General features: G+C 47.8%; 20 protein-coding genes and 1 pseudogene. 16 read left to right on the forward strand and 5 right to left on the reverse strand.

Going from position 1 to position 21,248, the window contains the following annotated elements:
- Positions 1-251: 251 nt before the first annotated feature.
- Positions 252-379 (forward strand): annotated as a pseudogene (locus I8U19_RS17640) (ATP-binding protein); the annotation flags it as partial.
- A gap of 26 nt (positions 380-405) precedes the next feature.
- Here the strand turns inward: I8U19_RS17640 and I8U19_RS08725 are convergent.
- Positions 406-1,284 carry a cation diffusion facilitator family transporter gene (locus I8U19_RS08725; protein WP_198055707.1) on the reverse strand — a complete coding sequence of 293 codons (879 nt, stop codon included), beginning with the start codon at positions 1,282-1,284 and terminating at the stop codon, positions 406-408.
- A gap of 581 nt (positions 1,285-1,865) precedes the next feature.
- Here I8U19_RS08725 and I8U19_RS08730 point away from each other — a divergent pair.
- The gene (locus I8U19_RS08730; protein ID WP_232331100.1) at positions 1,866-2,726 is read left to right on the forward strand and encodes a YitT family protein; all 861 of its coding nucleotides are present in this window, start codon (positions 1,866-1,868) and stop codon (positions 2,724-2,726) included.
- A gap of 100 nt (positions 2,727-2,826) precedes the next feature.
- A complete protein-coding gene (locus tag I8U19_RS08735; RefSeq protein WP_033102064.1) occupies positions 2,827-3,144 on the forward strand; it encodes a hypothetical protein in 318 nt (105 codons plus the stop codon).
- 361 nt (positions 3,145-3,505) lie between these two features.
- On the opposite strand, the gene I8U19_RS08740 is transcribed toward I8U19_RS08735, so the two are convergent.
- From I8U19_RS08740 to I8U19_RS08750, 3 genes are all read right to left on the reverse strand, one after another.
- Positions 3,506-4,147 carry a YcnI family copper-binding membrane protein gene (locus tag I8U19_RS08740; RefSeq protein WP_033102065.1) on the reverse strand — a complete coding sequence of 214 codons (642 nt, stop codon included), beginning with the start codon at positions 4,145-4,147 and terminating at the stop codon, positions 3,506-3,508.
- Positions 4,144-5,721 carry a copper resistance CopC/CopD family protein gene (locus tag I8U19_RS08745; protein ID WP_198055708.1) on the reverse strand — a complete coding sequence of 526 codons (1,578 nt, stop codon included), beginning with the start codon at positions 5,719-5,721 and terminating at the stop codon, positions 4,144-4,146. The genes I8U19_RS08740 and I8U19_RS08745 overlap by 4 nt, the downstream gene beginning before the upstream one ends.
- A gap of 160 nt (positions 5,722-5,881) precedes the next feature.
- On the reverse strand, positions 5,882-7,387 hold the full coding sequence (locus tag I8U19_RS08750) for a class I adenylate-forming enzyme family protein (protein WP_370589767.1): 1,506 nt from the start codon (positions 7,385-7,387) through the stop codon (positions 5,882-5,884).
- Between the two features lie 229 nt (positions 7,388-7,616).
- Between I8U19_RS08750 and treR the strand changes: the two genes are divergently transcribed.
- From treR to I8U19_RS08775, 5 genes are all read left to right on the forward strand, one after another.
- Positions 7,617-8,327, forward strand: coding sequence for a trehalose operon repressor (treR, locus tag I8U19_RS08755; protein ID WP_033102068.1), 711 nt, complete (start codon positions 7,617-7,619; stop codon positions 8,325-8,327).
- Positions 8,328-8,768: 441 nt separating this feature from the next.
- Entirely contained in the window at positions 8,769-10,178 is a 1,410-nt protein-coding gene (gene treP / locus I8U19_RS08760; protein WP_033102069.1) for a PTS system trehalose-specific EIIBC component, read from the forward strand.
- Positions 10,179-10,196: 18 nt separating this feature from the next.
- Positions 10,197-11,876: an alpha,alpha-phosphotrehalase gene (treC, locus tag I8U19_RS08765; RefSeq protein WP_033102070.1), complete on the forward strand. Its 1,680-nt coding sequence runs from the start codon at positions 10,197-10,199 to the stop codon at positions 11,874-11,876.
- Between the two features lie 255 nt (positions 11,877-12,131).
- Positions 12,132-12,752 (forward strand): tetratricopeptide repeat protein, encoded by a 621-nt coding sequence (locus tag I8U19_RS08770; protein ID WP_052154399.1) that lies wholly within the window; start codon positions 12,132-12,134, stop codon positions 12,750-12,752.
- 175 nt (positions 12,753-12,927) lie between these two features.
- A complete protein-coding gene (locus I8U19_RS08775) occupies positions 12,928-13,113 on the forward strand; it encodes a hypothetical protein (RefSeq protein ID WP_033102071.1) in 186 nt (61 codons plus the stop codon).
- 40 nt (positions 13,114-13,153) lie between these two features.
- Here I8U19_RS08775 and I8U19_RS08780 read toward each other — a convergent pair whose 3' ends face one another.
- Entirely contained in the window at positions 13,154-13,504 is a 351-nt protein-coding gene (locus I8U19_RS08780; protein ID WP_033102072.1) for a DUF1904 family protein, read from the reverse strand.
- A 281-nt stretch (positions 13,505-13,785) separates the two neighbouring features.
- On the opposite strand from I8U19_RS08780, the gene I8U19_RS08785 reads away from it, so the two are divergent.
- The 8 genes from I8U19_RS08785 (at position 13,786) to I8U19_RS08820 (ending at position 21,139) form a co-directional block, all read left to right on the forward strand.
- Positions 13,786-14,067 carry a coiled-coil domain-containing protein gene (locus I8U19_RS08785; RefSeq protein WP_198055709.1) on the forward strand — a complete coding sequence of 94 codons (282 nt, stop codon included), beginning with the start codon at positions 13,786-13,788 and terminating at the stop codon, positions 14,065-14,067.
- Between the two features lie 75 nt (positions 14,068-14,142).
- Positions 14,143-14,316 carry a twin-arginine translocase TatA/TatE family subunit gene (locus tag I8U19_RS08790; protein WP_081943984.1) on the forward strand — a complete coding sequence of 58 codons (174 nt, stop codon included), beginning with the start codon at positions 14,143-14,145 and terminating at the stop codon, positions 14,314-14,316.
- A gap of 266 nt (positions 14,317-14,582) precedes the next feature.
- On the forward strand, positions 14,583-15,563 hold the full coding sequence (gene galT, locus I8U19_RS08795; RefSeq protein ID WP_033102075.1) for a galactose-1-phosphate uridylyltransferase: 981 nt from the start codon (positions 14,583-14,585) through the stop codon (positions 15,561-15,563).
- Positions 15,560-16,762 carry a galactokinase gene (locus I8U19_RS08800; RefSeq protein ID WP_198055710.1) on the forward strand — a complete coding sequence of 401 codons (1,203 nt, stop codon included), beginning with the start codon at positions 15,560-15,562 and terminating at the stop codon, positions 16,760-16,762. Before galT ends, I8U19_RS08800 begins: the two co-directional genes overlap by 4 nt.
- Positions 16,747-17,736: a UDP-glucose 4-epimerase GalE gene (gene galE, locus I8U19_RS08805; RefSeq protein WP_033102077.1), complete on the forward strand. Its 990-nt coding sequence runs from the start codon at positions 16,747-16,749 to the stop codon at positions 17,734-17,736. Before I8U19_RS08800 ends, galE begins: the two co-directional genes overlap by 16 nt.
- A 19-nt stretch (positions 17,737-17,755) precedes the next feature.
- Entirely contained in the window at positions 17,756-18,853 is a 1,098-nt protein-coding gene (locus I8U19_RS08810) for a M24 family metallopeptidase (RefSeq protein ID WP_033102078.1), read from the forward strand.
- Between the two features lie 442 nt (positions 18,854-19,295).
- On the forward strand, positions 19,296-20,912 hold the full coding sequence (locus I8U19_RS08815; protein ID WP_198055711.1) for a sodium:solute symporter family protein: 1,617 nt from the start codon (positions 19,296-19,298) through the stop codon (positions 20,910-20,912).
- 17 nt (positions 20,913-20,929) lie between these two features.
- Positions 20,930-21,139 (forward strand): hypothetical protein, encoded by a 210-nt coding sequence (locus I8U19_RS08820; RefSeq protein ID WP_033102080.1) that lies wholly within the window; start codon positions 20,930-20,932, stop codon positions 21,137-21,139.
- The last annotated feature ends 109 nt before the right edge of the window (positions 21,140-21,248 follow it).

The following is a 21,248-nucleotide window of genomic DNA, read 5'->3' on the forward strand; positions in this document are numbered from 1 at the left end:
TCCACGGTTATGATGAAAACTGGGCGAGGGCGTTAAGGGAGTATTTACTGACCCGCTATTCGCCGGCAAGCAGTGACAAAAATATCAACCGGTCGGAGATTTTGAGTCAGATTTAATTTCGGTCATGACCCCAAAAGCATCGGGACAGAACCTGTCTTTGCTTTTGGGGTCATTTTGAAAGGTTTATCAGGAAAATGGGTGTCCGGCATTAAAAAAGGCTTGTTCCGGCAAGCTGGTGCAGTGTCATAATACCGGGTGAAGTCAGTCTTGCCCATCGCGGTGTGCTGTTTCTGGACAAGCGGCCCGAGTTTTTTGAAGTCTGCCGCTGGAGGATGCATTTCCAGCGGAGTTTATGACGGCCGCTTTGATGAGTCCGTGTGAACTACAATCGGGGAAATCCGTCTGTTATTCATTGTGCCAGGGGTTTAAATGGATTAAGACTTCTTCAACACGTGGATTCTTTGACATGATTCTTGTTTTAATTTTTCTGCCCAGATCATGTCCCTCCTGGATGGACAGTTCGTTGGGAATGCTGATCCGAATGTCTACTATGATATAGTGACCGTGTTCTCTTCCCCTGATTTTGTCGATTCGCTTCACTTCCGGAAATTCGTTCACAATTTTCCGCAGCTCGTTTAAATCATTAAAAGAAATGTTTCTTTCCATCAGAATATCAACGGACTCTTTGCCCATTTCATAGGCCAGTTTCATCACAAATAAAGAAACAATGATGCCGGCAATCGGATCTCCATATTTTGCAAAGGCAAGATTGTATTCATCCCCGAGCAGTGCGATACTAATGCCGATGATTGCGGCGATTGTGGCATACACATCTGCCAGATGATCGATCGCTGTGGAAATCAGGCTTTTACTGTGCTGTGCTTTTCCCAGGCGAATGCAGTAAAAATAGAGAGCCTGTTTCCAAACAAGGGAGATAAGAGCAGTGATGAGAGCGATCAGACTGGCTTCCACAGGAGGCAAAAAAAACGCTGCAATTGATTGATAAGCCATGAATACAGCTGCGAATGCAAGGATAATCGCGACGATTCCGGAGGCGATCACTTCCGCTTTGCCGTGTCCGTAAGGATGTTCGTCATCCGCCGGTTTTTTGGCAACTTTGGATGAAATCAGGGCAGCCAATGTGGCAATGACATCCCCTGCATTGTGGAAACCATCGGCGATTAATACTTGGCTTTGAAAGAGCAGACCGATGATTAATTTTAAAAGAGTAAGGATTAAATTACTGATAAAGCTAACCCATAGTGCAAAAATTCCAGATTTCATTTTCCATCCTTTCTTCAGCAGTTCCATGTCAATTTCGATGATGTTTTTAAAATAACAATGATAAGACGAGTGGGTCTAGAGAAATGTTTTTTCCCTTGGTTAGGGATCTGGAAGTTGAGCAACAATTATTTATTCGTTTAACAAATTTGAGCGAGGTAAAATCAAGTTATCTATGAATAGTGAACAATATCTTATAATTATTTAATTTTTAACAGAACATATTTAAAGAAATAATTTCTGAATTGACGATTATGGGATCCGGTTGTCGGGAAGTGGCAGTGCGAGTTGTTAAAGATTTGACTTAATGGCGACTTTGGCTTTTAATATAGCTGACAATCGCCTTTTTTAACGGTGGGAAGATTCTTTCCGGTTTTCATTTTCTTGATCTTTTTCTAACGGATGATCATTTTAGGAATGCCGGTTGGAGGCTTTCATGTAGACGGATCTTTTATGATCAGACTGTTTGTTACGTGAATTTGTGAAATAATATATGACCATCCATTATTTGATAGCCATTTACACACTTTGAAGCTTAAAATGGAGGTATGGATTTGAGAACAGATGCACCTGAAATCGAAAAAATGGATCATCAGAAACTGACAACAACCAAATTACTGAAGCGCGGAATTCTAATATTACTTGGCGCAGTGCTTGTAGCGGTTGGTTTGGAAATTTTTTTGGTTCCCAATCAGGTTATTGACGGAGGAATCACTGGGATTTCAATTATATTATCCCACTTTACCGGACTGAGTTTGGGGGTTTTTTTATTCGTTTTAAACATGCCTTTTTTCTTTCTCGGTTATAAACAGATCGGGAAGACTTTTGCGATCTCTACTTTGTTCGGTGTCGTTGTGATGTCAATTGGAACAGCTTTGTTGCATTCGGTTAAACCTTTGACCGATGATCCTTTATTGGCTGCCGTATTTGGCGGAATTATTATTGGAATTGGGATCGGCTTGGTGATCAGATATGGCGGATCATTGGATGGAACCGAAATATTGGCCGTCATGTTTAACAAAAAACTCCCGTTCTCTGTGGGACAAACGGTGATGTTCTTTAATATTTTCATTCTCGGAAGCGCAGGATTTGTGTTTGGCTGGGACCGTGCAATGTACTCGTTGATTGCATACTTCATCGCTTTCAAAATGATTGATACGACGATCGAAGGATTTGACGAAACAAAATCGGTTTGGATCATCAGTGAAAAATGGGAAAAATTGGGGCAATGTATCTTAAACCGTTTGGGCCGCGGAGTCACTTATATGAGTGGGGAAGGGGCATATACAGGGGACGATAAAAAAGTAATCTTTTGTGTGGTTACACGCTTGGAGGAAGCTAAATTGAAAGCGATTGTTGACGACATCGACCCTGAGGCATTTTTGGCTATCGGGAACATTCATGAAGTAAGTGGGGGACGGTTTAAAAAGCGGGATATTCATTAACATTTCTTGGTTGAGAGAAAAAAAGGGGCCAAATCCGGCCCCTGATCTATTGCCTAAATTGAAATCGCTTTATATGATATCTTTGAAGGGGGGGATATTAATGGAGGAAAGAGCAGAGAAGATCAGAAGGCAGGCTGATATCGAGGAATATAAATTGAGAAAGGTGATAGCAACAGACCCGCATCCGGTCTACACGGATATGGATGATTTTTGTGATGTCTGTTGCCTGCGTATGAACCGAATATATATCCGGATTGTTGACGACTTCAAAGACATGGATGACAACGGGATCAGAGCATGTTTAGATTGCATTGAAAAGTATGATCTTAAGGTGCTGAGTAATCAAAAAGCCATTGAATATGAAGCCATGACAGAAGCAAAGATCAGAATCAAAAAAGGAACGCAAATAAAATTCTGAATAGAGCAGGAATTTTAAAAAATGTGTCTAAAAAAGATGTCAAGATAGGAGGTGAAAATGATGAGACGCTTTTTCATCGGAGAACCGCCTGCCGGGATGATCGGTGGCGAGCCGCCGCAATGTTAATCCTTTTTCTTGGTCAAATTCCCAGTCAACCTAGGGGCCTCGATCTCGGGGCCTTTTTTCTTTAAAATTTACGCTGAAACACATCACGGAAGTAAGCGGTTTGGGATGCAGGAAGGGATTGATTCTCTTTTTTGCAGGCGAAGGAGCTGGAAGCAAAAGAGGCGCATCAAGACATGACGGATTCCTGTTTCGGGCTTTGTTAACAAACTTCAGGGACATACAGAAACGTATGCCCCTATTCGTTCGTATTCTGTTGTTTCCGAAACAGTGAAATGAGTGAAAGAAGCAAAGCCAGTCCCGCCAACCCGAGTGAAAGGAAGTTGAGTTTGGAAACACTGGCAGAAGCGGCGTTTGTTTTCGGCGTTACAGTTGAAGCGGGATGTTGCGCACTTTCATTGGTTGGCCGGGCCGATGCAGTGATGCTTGTCACTGATGCAGGAGTATCCGAGTCAGGAGCACCTGTCCAGTAAACAACGGAACCATCGGCGTAGCTCTGTTCTGCTCTCCAGGCAATGGCCCCGGCTTGTTTGGGATTTTCTGCGACAAAGGAGAACTCGGCGAATTCATTTGGCTTTATTCCACCGTTGGTTGCTTTCCAAGACAAGGCGGTGGTTTTGCCGTCTTTTCCTTTTTCGAATTCATATTCCCAACCCGGAACCGGCATCACTGAATGAACTTCCACTCCTTTTGGAAACTCCACCCGCACTTTGGTGGTATTTACATTTTTTTCAACGGGTACGCGAACCGTGTATTTTTCCCAAGTGCCGGCGGTCGATTGCTTGGGCCAGACCGTAACATGCGCCTCAGCCACAACCACATTCGTGAGAACCGAGAATGCAAATAGAAGGGCTGCGATCCATTTGGCATATTTTCTCATGATCTTTCTCCTCCTTGAACTTCCACTTCATCTTTCCATTCTCCGTAAGTTCCATCCGGATATTCTGCTTCAATATAAATTCTCCATTTGCCGTTAAAGGTAAAAGAGACAGTACCCGAATATTCATTTGAACCTTTTTTCTGCAAAAGGACCGGAGCGAATTTCACTTGCCTGTCCGTGACGGAAACCTGGACGGTTACGCGTTCGGGTTCAGGACTGTTCGGGGGCAGCTTGACCGCAATCGGCTGCCGCCCGGTTTGCAGCCGGGCAATGGTCACCTGTGCTTTTTGCTCCTGGCTGAGCAAAATTTTGTCATACCGCTGGATCGGAGCGGGATAAGCAGAATGGCTCAACCAGACTCCGAGAAAGAGGACGGTGACACCGGCCAGCCACTCCAGCCAAAGCAGTGAGCGCCGATAAGTTCCTTTTTTGCGGCCGTTGATGGTTTGAACGAGGCCGATCAGCAACATCAGGCCGAACAGTGTCAGCTTGCTCCAGAGCAGAGCACTCCACAATCCACCGTGAGGAACCAGCCGCCAATCGCTTTGTACGGTTACCATCCACACACCAGTGATCAAAATGGACAGTGCGGAAGTGGATGCCAAGTGAAAAACCTCGGAATGGAGCACTCTTTCATTCAAAGTGATGTTTTCGGTTCGCTTCAGGCGGTACAAAAGAATCAGATAGGCAAGAATCCCCAACCAGAGAGCGATGGCACCCGTATGAATGATGCGCAGGAATAAAGCCGGCCAAAAATCGGGAACGCTCCAGACATGACCGCCAAAGGCGAAGGAACAAATGAGGAGCAGCCAAACTGCCAGATACCATCCTTCCACCATGTTTGGCAGAGCAAGCAGCAGAAGGAGCAAGAGCTGGCCTGCGATCATCTGTATGTAGTGGGATTTGAGAAGCGTGAGCCAGGCGACTTCGGTTCCGACTCCGGCAGCCAACGTTTGCATGTAAAGAATCCCGTCCGCCAGGATGACCAGGAACAAGAGCCAGAGCCAGCTCTTCTTTTTGCCAAGTCGATTTTTTACGGAGGGAGTATGCAGAGAAAACAGGAAGACGGCCCAATTGAGCCCGCCCAACAGAAGCACGGCGGTTTCAGAAATAAAATGCCAACCGGTGGATAACCAGTTTACTGAAGCAGATTTCTGTGTGGGCAAGGGGGCACTTTGGTCCGGGGAAGGATGTCCAACCGAAAAAGTAAGGGCACCCGCCACAGAATGGCCGTCTCCGGAAACTACGTTCCAACTGACAGTGTAGGTTCCTTTCGGCAAGGAAGGGAGCGGTGTGATGATCCGGGAGGCATCGCGCCGATCCGTCCGCGGTGATAAAGGGATTTGTTTTCCCTGGGCATCTAAGAGGCGGACTTGATACAATCCTTCCTGCAAAGGTTCACTGAAGTGCAACCGGAGAAAGGAAGGGGAATGGGAGAGAATCTGGTGGTCTCCCGGACTGGAATCTAATAACGAGGCATGTGCCAGAACCGTATTTCCCGGCAGAAGGGACAGGGCAAAGAGCAAGATTGCCACAATCCCAAAGGTGATCTTGTGCTGTTGTTGTCTTTTCATGGTTATCATCCGTTATCTGTGAATTTGGTGTATTGGCTGCTCTTCTATGATAGCGAATCGTACGTGGGGAACCTATAGCCCGATCGGGCTATTTGTCATAAGAAGCAGTCAAAATAAAACAACCCGTCCAGTATCTGTGCAGGACGGGTTGTCTCATCAGCTATTGCAAGGCAGCTGCCTTTTCTTTTAATACATGTTTCAGCACTTTGCCCGTACCGCTTTTCGGAAGTGAACGGGCAAACGAGATCTGCGGCACTTTATAGGCGGCCAGCTTTTCCTTGCAGACCCGGGTAAGTGCTTCTTCAGTAAGCGGGCTGTCCGGGCTTTTGACTACAAAGGCACGTGGCACTTCGCCCCAAAATGGATCGGGAATGCCGACAACGGCTGCTTCCAGGACACCGTCAACCGCTTGCAGCACTTTTTCGATTTCCGCAGGATAAATGTTGTCACCGCCGTAAACAATGACATCTTTGTAACGGCCGATCACATACAAAAAGCCGTCTGCATCGAGATAGCCGGCATCGCCCATGTGAAACCAGCCATCCCTTAATACTTCATCGGTCGCCTGTGGATTTTGCCAGTATCCCTTGAACAGATAAGGGCTTTTGACGACGATCTCCCCCACTTCTCCGGTGGGGAGGGGGTTATCGGTTTCCGGATCGACGATCTTCACTTCTACATTGGGATAAAGCTTTCCGACAGATTCAGCTTTATCGAGCCCCATCTCCGGTGACCAACGGCTGACAGTCCATGCTTCCGTGCTGCCGTAGCCTTGACTCATCGGAATTCCAATCTCCATATATTGTTTGATCAGACTGACCGGGACTTTTACACCACCGGCGGAAACGCCTTTGAGGGAATCGATTTTCCGTGGATGCCGTTTCAGTTCCTCCAGCATGTAGGTGTAAAGGGAAGGGAAGCCAAACATATAGTTGATTTTTTCCTGTTCAATCATCTCCCAAATTTTTGCCGGAGTATCGTCAGACAGAAAAACGGTTGCCCCGCCAAAATAGATTGAACGAATGCAGGCAAGAGTACTGCTCATGTGAAATAACGGGTGAACAGCCAGGGAGCGGTATCCTGGTGCACTCTGTGCTTTATCTGCTTTGAGATAGGCATAAAATCCTCCGTGCGAAATCACACATCCTTTTGGTGTGCCGGTGCTGCCGGAGGTAAACAAAATGTAAGCCGGATCATCTTTGCTGATCTCGACAACCGGCTCGTCCACAGGGCGGTTTTCAAAAATCGATTCAAAAAACGGGGTTGTTTCCATCCCCGTCCCGACCGGGATGAACTCACCGACGATCCCCGCCTCTTTCGCCAGAGTGAGAGATGGGGCAAATTCTTCATCATAGAACAAAGCTTTGGGTCTGCAGTTTTTAATAATCTCTTCGATTTCATAGGCAGTTAAACGCCAGTTTAAAGGAACCGCGATTCCTCCTGATTTGATGGCGGCCAATGCAATGGTGGGAAAGGGATGATTGTTTTTGCAGAGGATGGCTACGCGATCCCCTTTTTGCAACCCAATTTCCCGCAAGTAATGAGCCAATTGGTTTACCCGCTCGTTAAACTCTCGAAAGGTAAATCGCCTTCCGCCCCCGACCAATGCTTCGAGGTCAGGAGTGTCGGCAGCGCGTTGTTTAAGGAAAAGATCAATCGTACCCACAGTTCATTTCCTCCAATAATCAGAGTCAGCTATTATTTCGTAATACGAAATACTTTAGGTCAAATATTATAGCACGATTTGTCTAAAAAATCATTAATAAATGTTGTCGTTTTAGGTTTCACGGCAGCAGGCGGTTTTAATCGCAGGCGGTATGTGACGAACCCAGGGTTGAAAGATTCTGTTTTAAAATGAATACTAAGAGGTGAGCAAATCAGTTGGAGGAATCGGGATGAACAGCAGATATATAGAAATTTACGAGGAAATTAAAAAGGAGATTTTGGAACAAAAGATTCGTGCGGGTGAGAAATTGCCTTCGGAAAATACATACTGCAAAATTTACGGGGCGAGCCGGGGTACGATTCGCAAAGCGTTGGATCTTTTGGTTGAAGAGGGATTCGTTCATCGCCAACACGGAAAAGGCATGTATGTGTTGGACCATCATCTGATTTCCTTTTCATTCGGCGGGCTCGCCAGCTTTAAAGAAGCAGCCGAAAGCAGCGGACAGTTTTTTACCACCTTGGTTCCTCTGTTTGAAAAAATCCGGATTGATGATTCTTTGCATGAAAAAACCAAACTCCCCGTCGATAAAGAGGCATATAAAATTTATCGGATCCGCAAGCTGGACCAAGAACGAGTCATCCTGGACATCAACTATTTTCTGACAGAGATTGTATCCGGTTTAACCATCAATCAGGCTGAAGGGTCGATTTATGAATATATCGAGGAAAAGTTGGGATTGAAAATCGGGTTTGCGCAGCGGGTGATTCAGGTAGAACCTGTCACGGCAAAGGATCGGCACTTTCTCGATGTCAAATCGCACCCCGTTGTCGCCGTTGTAAAAAATTTTGTCCACTTGCAAGACGGAACGCAATTTGAATACACCGAATCCCGCCATCGGCCGGACCGGTTTGTGTTTACCGACTTTGTACGCCGCCGCTGACGGGAGTGATTCTTTTTTTCACCGTCATTATTCCCCGCCGGTATTCCGCTTCATATCTCCTCTTTTATTCAAAGTGATTTCAAAAAGCACGCAGCGCATTTGGTTGCCACATGAGAGATGCGACGGAGACGGTTGAAAGAAGAAACTTCTTTGTGATCACAAAAGGAGTGGATCGGAAACCGTCTCCGGAAGAGGTACGAAGGGCAGAAAAATGCATGGAAATCGATTGCGCGATATTTGCAGCGGCGCAGGGGCGCGATTCCCTTGTTTTTCGCGTTTTTATAAAAACAATATCGTACTTTTTGTTTGAAATTTTTATATCGGTTTTTCTAGTAAAATACTGCTTTTTAAGAATATTGACATGCCCAACTTGTATAAACAAGCGTTGACTAACTTGTATAAACAAGTTATATTTCTAATGTAAGCGATTACGAGGGGAGATTGCCAGTGAATAAACAATCTGTCGAGCAAATTATTCAAGCAGTCGGCGGAAAAGGAAATATCGCAGCAGCCACGCATTGCGTCACACGGTTGCGCTTGGCGTTGAAAGATGAAAGTAAGGTGGACGAAAAAGATCTGGAGAAAATCGATGTTGTCAAAGGCTTTTTCTCAGTGAACGGTCAATTCCAGATAGTGATCGGGCCAGGCCTGGTTAATAAGGTATATGACCAATTGGTGGAAATGACCGGCATAAAGCGTGCTACCAAGCAGGATATCAAGGATGCGGCGGAAAAGAAACTGAACCCGTTGCAGCGAGCGGTGAAAACCTTGGCGGATATTTTCATCCCCCTGTTGCCGGCGATTGTGACCGCGGGTTTATTGATGGGGATCAACAATGTCCTGACCGGAAAAGGCATTTTCTTTCCCGACCGCGCGTTTGTCGATGTCTATACCAATTGGAAAGATTTTGCCGATGTGATTAATTTGATTGCCAATACCGCTTTTACCTTTCTGCCCGGTCTGATCGGCTGGTCGGCGGTCCGCAGATTTGGCGGCAGCGAGCTGCTGGGGATCGTGCTCGGACTGATGTTGATTCATCCAGCTTTGTTAAATGCATGGGATTATGGTAAGGCGGTCAGCAGCGGTACGGTTCCGTATTGGGATCTGTTCGGTCTTCATATTGCCAAAATCGGTTATCAAGGACAGGTTTTGCCTGTTTTGCTTTCTTCCTATGTATTGGCCAAAATCGAGATTTTCCTGAGCAAACGCATTCCCGATGCTTTTAAACTTTTATTGGTTGCACCCATTACCCTTTTGGTTACCGGTTTCCTGTCTTTTGTCATCATCGGGCCGTTGACGTTTTCAATCGGGAAAGCGATTACAGCCGCCTTTGTGGCGATCTTTGACCATTTTCCGGCGCTGGGAGGGCTCATTTACGGCGGGCTGTACGCGTTGCTTGTGGTTACGGGAATGCACCACACCTTCCTGGCCGTCGACTTGCAGCTGATTGCCAGCACGGGTGCCACCTTCCTGTGGCCGATCCTCGCGTTGTCCAATATTTCCCAGGGATCGGCCGCCTTGGCGATGACTCTCGTTTCCAAGGATGAAAAACTCAAAGGGATGTCCGTTACTTCGGCGATTTCAGCTTACCTGGGAATTACCGAACCGGCGATGTTCGGGGTAAATCTCCGTTTTCGCTATCCCTTTATTTCAGCGATGATTGGTTCGGCAATCGCCGGGGTGTTTATCACCATCAACAAAGTGAAAGCGTCTTCAATCGGAGTCGGGGGCATTCCCGGTTTTCTCTCCATCCTTCCGCAGAATTGGGGGGCATTTTTCATCGGAATGGGGGTTGCGCTCGTCATCCCATTTGTGCTCACTCTAGTATGGGGAAAATTGAAAAGAGCATAGTGAAGGAGAGACTCTGCAATGAAACAACCTTGGTGGAAACAAGCAGTGGTTTACCAGATTTACCCCAAAAGCTTTTATGATTCAAACGGGGATGGAATCGGCGATTTGCAGGGAATTATTGAAAAACTGGATTATTTGCACACGCTGGGGGTTGACGTCATCTGGCTGACCCCCATCTATGAATCGCCGCAGCGGGATAACGGATATGATATCAGCGATTATTTCAAGATCAACCCTGCGTACGGAACCATGGAGACTTTTGAGAGATTGTTGCGTTTGGCCCATGAAAAAGGGATGAAAGTGATTTTGGATATGGTTGTGAATCACACTTCCACGGAGCATCCCTGGTTTAAAGAAGCAGTCCGCTCCAAGGATAATGCCTGCCGTCATTTTTATATCTGGAAAGATGGAAAAGACGGCGGCGCGCCGAACAACTGGAGATCGAAATTCGGGGGAAGCGCTTGGCAATTCTCCGAAGAGACGGGACAGTACTATCTGCATCTGTATGATGTCACCCAAGCTGACTTGAACTGGGAAAATGAAGAGTTGCGCCGAAGGATTTACGAGATGATGCGCTTTTGGGTAAATAAGGGCGTTGACGGGTTTCGGCTCGATGTGATCAATTTGATATCCAAAGACCAGAGTTTCCGGGATGACACCCTGGAGACACCCATGGATGACGGGCGCCGCTTTTATACGGATGGCCCGCGGGTGCATGAATTTCTCAAAGAGATGAACCGGGAAGTGTTTGCTGACAATCCGGAGATGATGACAGTGGGGGAGATGTCTTCCACCACGATCGAAAATTGCGTGCGGTATACCAATCCGCAGGAAAAAGAGCTCAATATGACTTTTAACTTTCATCATCTCAAAGTAGATTATCCGGGCGGGGAGAAATGGGCTCTGGGGGAGTTTGATTTTCTCTGTTTGAAAAAGATTTTCCGCGATTGGCAAATCGGAATGCACAAGGGAGGAGGATGGAATGCGCTTTTTTGGTGTAACCACGATCAGCCCCGGGTGGTTTCCCGCTTTGGAGATGATGGAAAATACCGGAAAGAATCCGCCAAAATGCTGGCAACAGCCATTCATTTGATGCAGGGAACGCCGTATATTTATCAGGGTGAAGAGATTGGCATGACCAATCCCGGTTTTTCCCGGATTGAGGAGTATCGGGACGTCGAATCATTAAATGCTTACAGGGCGCTTCGGGCGCAAGGGAAAACGGATCAAGAGGCGATTGCTGTTCTGAAGCAAAAATCGCGGGATAATTCACGAACGCCGATGCAGTGGAACAGCGGGAAACATGCCGGTTTCAGCACGGGGACTCCTTGGATCGGCGTTGCGCCCAATTATGAGCAGATTAACGTGGAAGAGGCCCTTCAGGATCCCGATTCCGTGTTTTATCACTACCAAAAACTGATTCGTCTGCGCAAGGAAGTCGATCTGATCGTGACGGGCGATTTTACCCTGCTGCTTGAGGATCATCCGCAAATTTTTGCTTATGTACGTCGGGATGGAGACCGGGCCCTGTTGGTCGTAAACAATTTTTCGGCGCAAGAGACGACTTTCTCTCTGCCGGAGGGGGTTCACTTGCCCGGTCAATCTTCCGTTTTAATCGCCAATTATCCTGATCCGCCGCAAGAGGTTTACGCATTTGCTTTGCGTCCCTATGAATCAGTTGCCTTTTATCTGCATTGACTTGCATGTCCGGGCGGAGATGGGGAGAAGCTATCCTTGAACGGATTTCGAGGATAGCTTCTTTTCTGTGAAAAGAGGTTTGCCGGTTGGGGGGCGAGAGATGCGGCTGTTTTCGTATTTAAAATTAATTATTGTGACAAGAAATAACTATCATATTAAAATGAGTAATGATAGAATGTTTTAAAACTAGTATTCTTATTAGATGCCGCAAGTGTTCAGAAGTACATGATGTTTGAATTGTCGGAGGGATTTTCGATGAGCGATGCAGAGAAAGAGAAGACAACAGGAGAAGTCGTTCACCTTCAGGAAGTTCACATGGAAAAGGAACGTCAAAAAATTGAAGAGGGCATGAAATGGCTAAAAATGGCTGCCGAGGCCGGGGATATCTGGTCCATGTCTGAATTGGCCTATCAATTATTGACGGGCAAGAAAGTTCCGGCTGATCTGGCTGAAGGAGAAAAGTGGCTGAGAAGAGCGGCGGAAGCTGGAGACAGCTGGGCCTTGACCGAGCTGGGCTACCGTTTGATCGTGGGAGAGGGGTTGCCCAAAGACCCGGTGGAAGGGGAAAAATGGTTGAGAAAGGCCGCAGAAACCCAGGATCCTGTTGCCATGCGGGTTCTCGGCTATCGTTTGCTGGAAGGGGAAGGACTGTCGCAAGACGTGGAAGAAGGAGAGCTGTGGCTGAGAAAAGCAGCCCAGGCCGGCGAACGAATTGCCATGCGGATTATGGGAATGCAATTGCTGACCGGTCAAAAGCTGCAGCAAAACGTGGAAGAAGGGGAAAAATGGCTGAAGAAAGCAGCGGAAGCCGGAGAAACGATTGCCATGCGAGAATGGGGCAACTACTTGGTTAATGGTTTGAAACGAAATAGTTAGCATGCTGAAAGCCGATAAGCCGCTCATCGTTGGTTATCGGCTTTTTAATTGGGATTAGCGCACCGGCCAGGGAACTTGGCCTTTTTTTATTTTTGATGGAGTGCAAATGCCGTTGCCTTTTGCTGAAAAGAGAGTAATGTGATTGTAATCGAACAGGAAAGTGGGGGTTGAGAACATGAGCAAGCTGAAACGCGGCCGGCGCAAGCGATTGCGCCAGAACGGGGGCAAGGCGGCCAAAAGACGAAAAAAAAGGGAGAACCATTTGCTTATGAAAAATCATTCAGCTGAAGATGACCACGATACCGAAACAGCAGCCAAGCCGAGTGAAGGAAATGGCACAGTAAACATTTTGAATGACTAAAGGAACGAAAAAGCAAGCCCGCTTCGCATATGAGCGGGCTTTAAGTATGGGGGATGGGTTGTTTCATTTTCGGGATTTCTTTGAGGGGCTGTCCGTTTTTGTAATATAAGGAAGGGGTCAGCAGGATAAAAAAGATATGGGTGTTTTCATAACCGGCTTCGCTTAAACATTGATAGAGAGAGCGGGCGATGGCATCATGCTTTTCCTTTTCCCTTTCAAACATCATAATTTCCAGCGAAGGCGGGGAGTTTTGGATCGAGTCAATTTGAAGCAGTTCAATTTTAACGATTTCTTCCGGAATTTCGGCGATCCGGGCAAAGTTTTTGACCACGGCAGGGGAAATTTTCTGCACCAATTGTTTATCAAAACCTTTAAAACGCAGAAATGGCATAATCCGATATCCTTTCTATCATCAAAATCATTGAGCGGGCAGTCGAACGAAGTCGGGAAAGCAATTTTAGTTTAACATGATTGGTTAAACTAAAACACGTTGGTAGTTCTCCACTCATCATTATTTGGAGTTACGAAATATTTTCTTGTCTATCCTAACAAAAAGTGGTGGAAAAAGATAGAGTTTGTTGATTTAATCCGGTCTTTTTCCCGAAGACCAGAAATTTTTCACACGCATGGGCAAAGATCTGATAGAATATGCATAATAAGGAGGGTAGTTGGATGGATCAAAGAGAGTTGGCAGCACAATTGGCCGAGGCGGTACGGGAGAGCTTAAAACCGGATCTTTTGGAACTGAAAAGCGAGTTGGCCAATGTTGCAAGCCGGATGGACAGTCTCGAATCCCGGATGGACAATCTCGAATCCCGGATGGATCAATTGGGAGATGAAGTGAAGGAGCTTCGTCAGGACGTGAACCGGTTGACCGACAAAATGGATGAAGTGGCAACAACCAATGCTTTTCTCGTCAAGGATGTCTATATGTTAAAGAACAGGGCGAGATAAACAGCAGAGGCGCAGTTTGTCCGGAACAGACTGCGGAGTATGGCAGTTGATCACAGGTGTGGAGGAGGCAACGAGATGCATGTTCCCAGTCTGGCAGGATGGATTTTTATCCTGGTCATAGCGTTGCTTTTATTCGGGCCCAAAAAATTGCCGGAACTCGGGCAAGCGGTGGGAAAAACACTGCGTGAATTCAAGCGGGGGATGAACGCGGACCAAGTGGAGCGGAAAGAGGAAAAGCAGGAAAAATAAAGGGGAAGCGTGATCAGCAGGTGTGGGGCCTTCGCTGGCAGTGCGTTGGGAAGAGCAGTGGAGAAGAAGGCCACTCCTGCACACCCGGATGGTGCAGGCAGTCATTTATTCGGAACTTTCTCCCTTATCAAAATCGATGTCAGCGAAAAAAGGGGTTGCCGGTTTGGCCAGTCTGGATTATTATTTAATTAAATTAATTAATAAAAGGAGATTTCTTGCATCGTTTAATTGAAAGCGTTTAGAATCGGACAGCAGGAGGTTTTGATATGTCGGAACTTCGTTTTAACCCTTTGCTGAGAGATTGGACGATCGTTGCCTCCAACCGGCAGCATCGTCCGCACCTGCCAAAAGATTACTGTCCGTTTTGTCCGGGTTCAGGAAAAGTGCCGGATCATTACACCGTTTGGAAGTATGATAACGATTTCCCGGCGTTAAGCCCCAATCCGTCTGAACCTGATCCGGTTGAGACATCGCTGTACAAAGCGAAAAAAGCATATGGTAAATGTGAAGTGATCCTGTATTCACCGGATCATTACCAAACCTTGCCCCAGTTGTCCGTTGACCATATCACCGAACTCGTCCGGCTGTGGACGGATCGCTTTCGCGAGTTGGCGGAAGATCCACGGCATGAGTATGTGATGATCTTTGAAAATCGCGGGGAAGAGTGCGGGGTGACGATGCCGCATCCGCACGGGCAAATTTACGCCTACTCTTATTTGCCGTTGAAGATCAAGACGGAATTGGACAGTTGCAAGCTGCATTACAAGGAGACCGGGCACTGTCTCATTTGTGATATGAACGAAGAAGAGAAAGCATTTGCCCGGAGAATTGTGACGGAAAATGAGCATTTTCTCGCTTACATCCCTTATTTTACGGATTATCCTTATGGTGTGTTTATCGTGAGCAAATCCCACAAGACCGCATTGACTGATTTTTCTTCAGAAGAAAAGAGGAGCCTGGCTGCAATTCTCAAAGAAGTGACCGGTGCGATGGATTTTCTGTACGATCGCTTATTCCCTTATATGATGGTGGTTCACCAGCGTCCGGTTAATGGCGAGGATGTGGAGGACTATTATCACTTCCATATCGAGTTTTATCCCCCGCTTCGTGCCCGGGACAAGATCAAGTATTATGCTTCATCGGAAATGGGCGCTTGGGCTGCGGCGAATCCGAGGGCAGTCGAAGAAACGGCGCCGGAGCTGAGAGAGGCCTTAAAACGTTTTTTGGCGAAAGAAGGGAGATCATGAGACAAAACCAGCTGCTGCTGCGATTTCAGGAGGAGTTCGGCTACAGTCAGGGTGTCCGCTTTTTCTTTGCCCCCGGGCGTGTCAACTTGATCGGGGAGCATACCGATTATAACGGCGGTTATGTATTCCCGGCAGCGCTGACCCTCGGCACATGGGCCGCAGCAGCGCCGCGCACGGACGGAAAGATCCGGCTTCGCTCGACTCAATTCACTTTAAAGGTTGATCTGGATCAGAGAGATATTCAGTATCGGAAAGAAGATGATTGGGCCAATTATCCAAAAGGGATGTTATCTGCATTGCTCCAGGCCTTTCCTTCGCTGGCCGGTACATTGAAAGGGGTTGACCTTTTATTTCACGGAAACATTCCCAATGGAGCGGGGCTTTCCTCCTCCGCTTCAATTCTCCTGGTGTCCGCTCTGGCTTTCACAAGACTTGCGCAAACGGAGATCCCGATGCTTGAGTTGGTGAAATTGGCGCAAAAAGCGGAGAATGAATTTTTGGGCGTCAACTGCGGGATCATGGATCAATTTGCGATCGGTATGGGGAAAAGCGGCCATGCGATCAAATTGAAATGCGATACCTTACAATACGAGTATTTTCCCATCCGGATGGATGGATATAGGTTGGTGATCACCAATTCCAACAAGAGGAGAGGGCTGGCCGATTCCAAATATAATGAGCGGCGCCGGGAATGCGAGGAGGGATTGCGCTTCATTCAACGGGTGAAACCCGATGTTCAGACTTTGGGAGATCTGGATTATGACGATTGGAGCCGGCTGCGTTCATCGATCGCTGACCCGGTTATCCGCAATCGTGTTGAACATGTGGTCAGTGAAAACGAACGTGTGATTTTAGCGACAAAGTGCCTGGAGAAAAAAGATTTGCCGGAGTTTGGCGAATGGATGAAAAAATCACATGAATCGCTCAGAGACTTGTACGAAGTGACCGGAAAAGAGCTGGACATCTTGTTTGAAGCGGCATGCCAGGTGCCGGGATGTATAGGCAGCCGCATGACCGGAGCCGGTTTTGGCGGGTGCAGCATCAGTCTGGTTGCCGAAGGGGAAGTGGAGGATTTTAAAGAAACGGTTACCCGTATTTATGCGGAGAAAACCGGTTTGACACCGACTTTCTACGTCTGTGAGATCGGCGACGGGGCACGAGAGGTGAAAGGAGAGGAGATTGCATGGCCATTTTGGTGACGGGAGGAGCCGGCTATATCGGCAGCCATACTGTGGCAGAATTGCTCGCGCATCAGGAAGAAGTGGTCGTCGTTGACAATTTAACGACCGGACATCGAAAATCGGTTCTCGGAGGAACTTTTTATCAGGGAGATATTCGGGATCGGGATTTTTTGGACGATCTTTTCCGTAAGCATCAGATTGAAGCGGTGATCCATTTTGCAGCCAGCTCCCTGGTCGGCGAAAGTGTGCAGATTCCGCTCTCTTATTATGAAAATAATTTGGTGGCTTCCCATGTACTCATTTCGGCGATGCTTGACCATGGAGTGAAAAAAATCGTATTTTCCTCGACGGCAGCAGTTTACGGGGAGCCGGAGCGGGTGCCGATCCGGGAAGAGGACCGGGCAGAACCGGCCAATCCATATGGGGAAACCAAACTGGCCATGGAAAAAATGTTTCGCTGGGCTGACGAAGCTCACGGGCTAAAATCGATTTCCCTGCGTTATTTCAATGCAGCCGGTGCCCATCCGGACGGGCTGATCGGCGAAGATCACCATCCGGAAACCCACTTGATTCCGATTATTTTGCAGGTTGCCCTGGGACAGAGAGAAGAGATACGCATTTTCGGGGATGATTACCCGACGGAGGACGGCACCTGCATCCGAGACTACATTCACGTAATGGACCTGGCGAGCGCCCACTTCCTCGCGTTGGAACATTTGCGCCAACACGGACAAAGCGATGTGTTCAACCTGGGGAATGGAACCGGTTTTTCCGTCAGAGAGGTGATTGAAACAGCCCGTCGCGTGACCGGGCAGCGGATTCCAGAGCGAGTCGTCTCCAAACGCGCCGGCGATCCGGCCGTTTTAATCGCCTCATCAGATAAGGCGAAGCGGATTCTGAACTGGAAGCCGCGCTATCATCAGTTGGAAACAATTATGGAAAGCGCCTGGAATTGGCATAAAAATCACCCCGACGGCTATGGTGACCGCTGATCTGTGAGGAGGGGAAATGATGGGCGATATTTCGGTCAATACAGCGTTGGAGCGGGTCAGAACGTTTATGGATGATAAAAAGCTGGACGGCGTTTTGTTTCGCAGACGCGATTTTTTCTCGTGGCTTACAGGGGGGAAGGATAATCACATTGTCAATACGACCGAGCTCGGTGTAGCCCCTTTGCTCATCCTGCGTGATCGAAAAATATGCCTGGCATCAAAAATGGAAGCGGCCCGCATTCGTGAGGAGGAGCTGTACGGTCAGGGATATGACTGGATCACCCCGGAATGGTATGAAGGAGAGATTGAGACGATTCAGCGGATTTGTGCAGGAAAAAGGATTGGCAGTGACACTCCAATTGACGGGCTTTTGTACGTGGAAGAAGAGTTGAGGGCGCTGCGGTATGTGTTGACGGAAAGTGAAATCGAGGATTACCGTTCCTTGTCGCAACTGGCGGCGCGCGCAGTGGAATCGGCCTGCCGTGAATTGGTTCCGGGGCAGAGCGAGCATGAGATCGCCGCCAACCTCGCTTATAAAGTGTTAAAGGAGGGAATGAATCCGCAGGTCATCCTGGTGGCGACAGATGAGCGAATCTTTCGTTACCGTCATCCCATTCCTACGGATAAAAAGCTGGAACGGTATGCGATGCTCGTCCTCTGCGCGGAAAAGGGAGGACTGGTGAGCAATGTGACACGTTTTGTCCACTTTGGTCCTCTCTCGCCGGAATTGGAGGAAAACAAACGAAAACTGGCGCAAATCGATGCGGCCATGAACGCAGCCACCAGACCGGGCACGCCGATTTGCAAAGTGATCGAGACGGGCATTGAAATGTATGTCCGGATGGGATTCCCCGAAGACTGGAAGCTGTTGCATCAGGGTGGACCAACGGGATATGCGTCCCGGGAGTTTCTCGCCACTCCGGATGCCAAAGGACGGGTTCTCCTCCATCAGGCATTTGCATGGAATCCAGCCATTCGCGGGATAAAATCGGAAGACACAATCCTGGTAAAAGAGCATGAAAATGAATTTTTAACCCATACCGGAGAATGGGTCTATCTTGAAGTGAAACATGATGGAAAAACCTATTTGCGTCCTGATATTCTGGTGCGCAGTTGATAAAAGAAAAATGGTGTGAGCTGGCCATCGGGATCATGTCTGATGCCAATTTTTGAAACGTAAAACAAGTGCAGTTTCAACTTATGCGGCCGGTTGACAGATTGAAGCAAGATTTATGGCCGCAGCCGGTATTTGAAGCGGGGCACGCGAAGAAGATCAGGTGTCGGCGGGATTTAACTGGGCCGGAAAACATTAAAAGGTGTTATCCATCATGGGGGTTTCCAAACGGTGGAGTGCTTTATGTCCGCGATTCTCTTCCTGTTTTGAAGAGACTGCGGACTTTTTGATTCAGTCTGAACAACAATACTCTTCCTCATTATGAAAGCGTTGACAAAAAGGTTGACTTCATTTAATATTATCTTAACAATTATTAATTATTTTAATTAAGTTATTTTGCTGCTTCACAAATCTTATTCACTCAATGATCAGGGTGGGGTTCATCATGGGACATTCGTTATTACATGCCGGATTGATTGATTATGTGATGATTGCCATTTATTTTGTCGTGGTTCTTGGAATCGGTTTCTTATTGAAAAACAAGATGAAAACCGGAGACGATTTCTTCTTGTCCGGCCGTTCGATTCCCAGCTGGATCACCAGTTTGGCTTTTCTGTCAGCTAATCTGGGAGCGCTCGAAGTGCTGGGCATGGCGGCAAACGGAGCCGAATACGGTTTGTTGACCACCCACTTCTATTGGATTGGTGCCATTCCGGCCATGTTGTTTCTCGGCTTGTACATGATGCCATTTTATTATGCCTCAAAGGTGCGTTCGGTTCCGGAATACCTGAAATTCCGCTTCAATGAAGCGACCCGTGCGGTCAATGCCATCTCATTCGCCGTGATGACCGTATTGGTCTCCGGAATCAGCTTGTATTCGATGGCGCTCATTTTTCAGGTTCTGATCGGCTGGTCTTTCAATACCAGTATCCTGATCTCGGCTGTGGTTGTGTTGATCTATGTCGCTTTGGGCGGCTTAACGTCTTCGATCTATACTGAAGTGATCCAATTCTTCCTCATCTGGCTTGGACTTTTCCTCATTCCCGTATTTGGCCTGCATGAGTTGGGTGGATGGCAGGCGATGATGGACCGGTTGCCGGAAGCGTTCGGCCACATGTGGTCCAATCTGGGCCATTCCTCCGATAATGCGATGGGAATCAGCTGGCTTGGGGTTGTGCTGGGACTTGGATTTGTCTTGTCATTTGGCTACTGGACCACCGACTTTTTGGTGGTGCAGCGCGCGTTTGCGGCTCGAGACATGCGTTCGGCGCAAAACACCCCAATCTATGCTTCGTTCTTTAAAATGGTCGTACCGTTCCTGGTCATTATCCCCGGTTTGATCGCGGCCGTTCTTTATCCGAAAATCGGCCATCCCGGAGGCCCCAGTTACAACCTGGCCTTGCCGCTTCTGATTCAGCGTTATTTCCCACCTGGGCTGATGGGGCTCGGTTTGACCGCGATGCTGGCCAGCTTCATGAGCGGAATGGCCGGAAATGTAACCGCTTTTACCACGATTTGGACCTATGACATTTACCAGGCTTATTTCAAAAAGGATGCTCCTGACCGGCACTACGTGAGAGTTGGACGTTGGACCGTTGTCATCGGGATTTTGATCAGTATCGGCACTGCCTATATCGCCGCCGATTTCCCCAGTGTGATGGACTATATGCAAACCTTGTTCTCCTTCTTTAACGCACCGTTGTTTGCCACGTTTTTGCTGGGCATGTTCTGGAAGCGGGCCACCCCTTGGGGCGGATTCTGGGGACTGATCTCCGGGACAGTTGGTGCCTTCCTGCTGTACTATCTGATCCCGGCCGATTATTTTGCCAGCGCACAGGCCGGCAATTTCTGGCGGGCCTGGTGGGCGTGGGTGATCGCTGCTGCTGTGACCGTGCTGGTCAGCTTTGTCACCAAGCCGAAAGATGAAGCGGAGTTGAAAGGGCTGGTATACGGGTTCTTGCAATTGCCGTCTTATCGTGGAGAACGATGGTATAAACGGCCGGGAGTAATGGCAGTTGTTGTTTTGGTTATCCTGATCGGTTTAAATATAGTATTCTTGTAAAAGGAGGACCGATGACCATGGCTAAACTGTGGTTAGACCTGCGTTGGCTGACAGGCTTGATGTTCATCGTTTACGGGGCGATTCTCATCGTCTACGGATTGGCTGTAAACCCCCAGACTCCTTATTTGCACGGCTTGAATATAGATCTGTGGTGGGGGGTTGTCACTCTGGTCATCGGTGTTCTCTTTGCCCAGGGTCCTTTGCGCGGTGTGAAAAAGAATTCTTAGCAGAATCAAGGAACCCTTTTTCTCTCCTCCGTTTGTGAGAAAAAGGGTCTTTCTGTAGGGGACATTGCAGGTCGGAACAGGTGTCCCCCTGACCTGCCGGATTTTCCGA

This window comes from Thermoactinomyces sp. CICC 10523 (assembly GCF_016055105.1).
GTDB lineage: Bacteria > Bacillota > Bacilli > Thermoactinomycetales > Thermoactinomycetaceae > Thermoactinomyces_A > Thermoactinomyces_A daqus.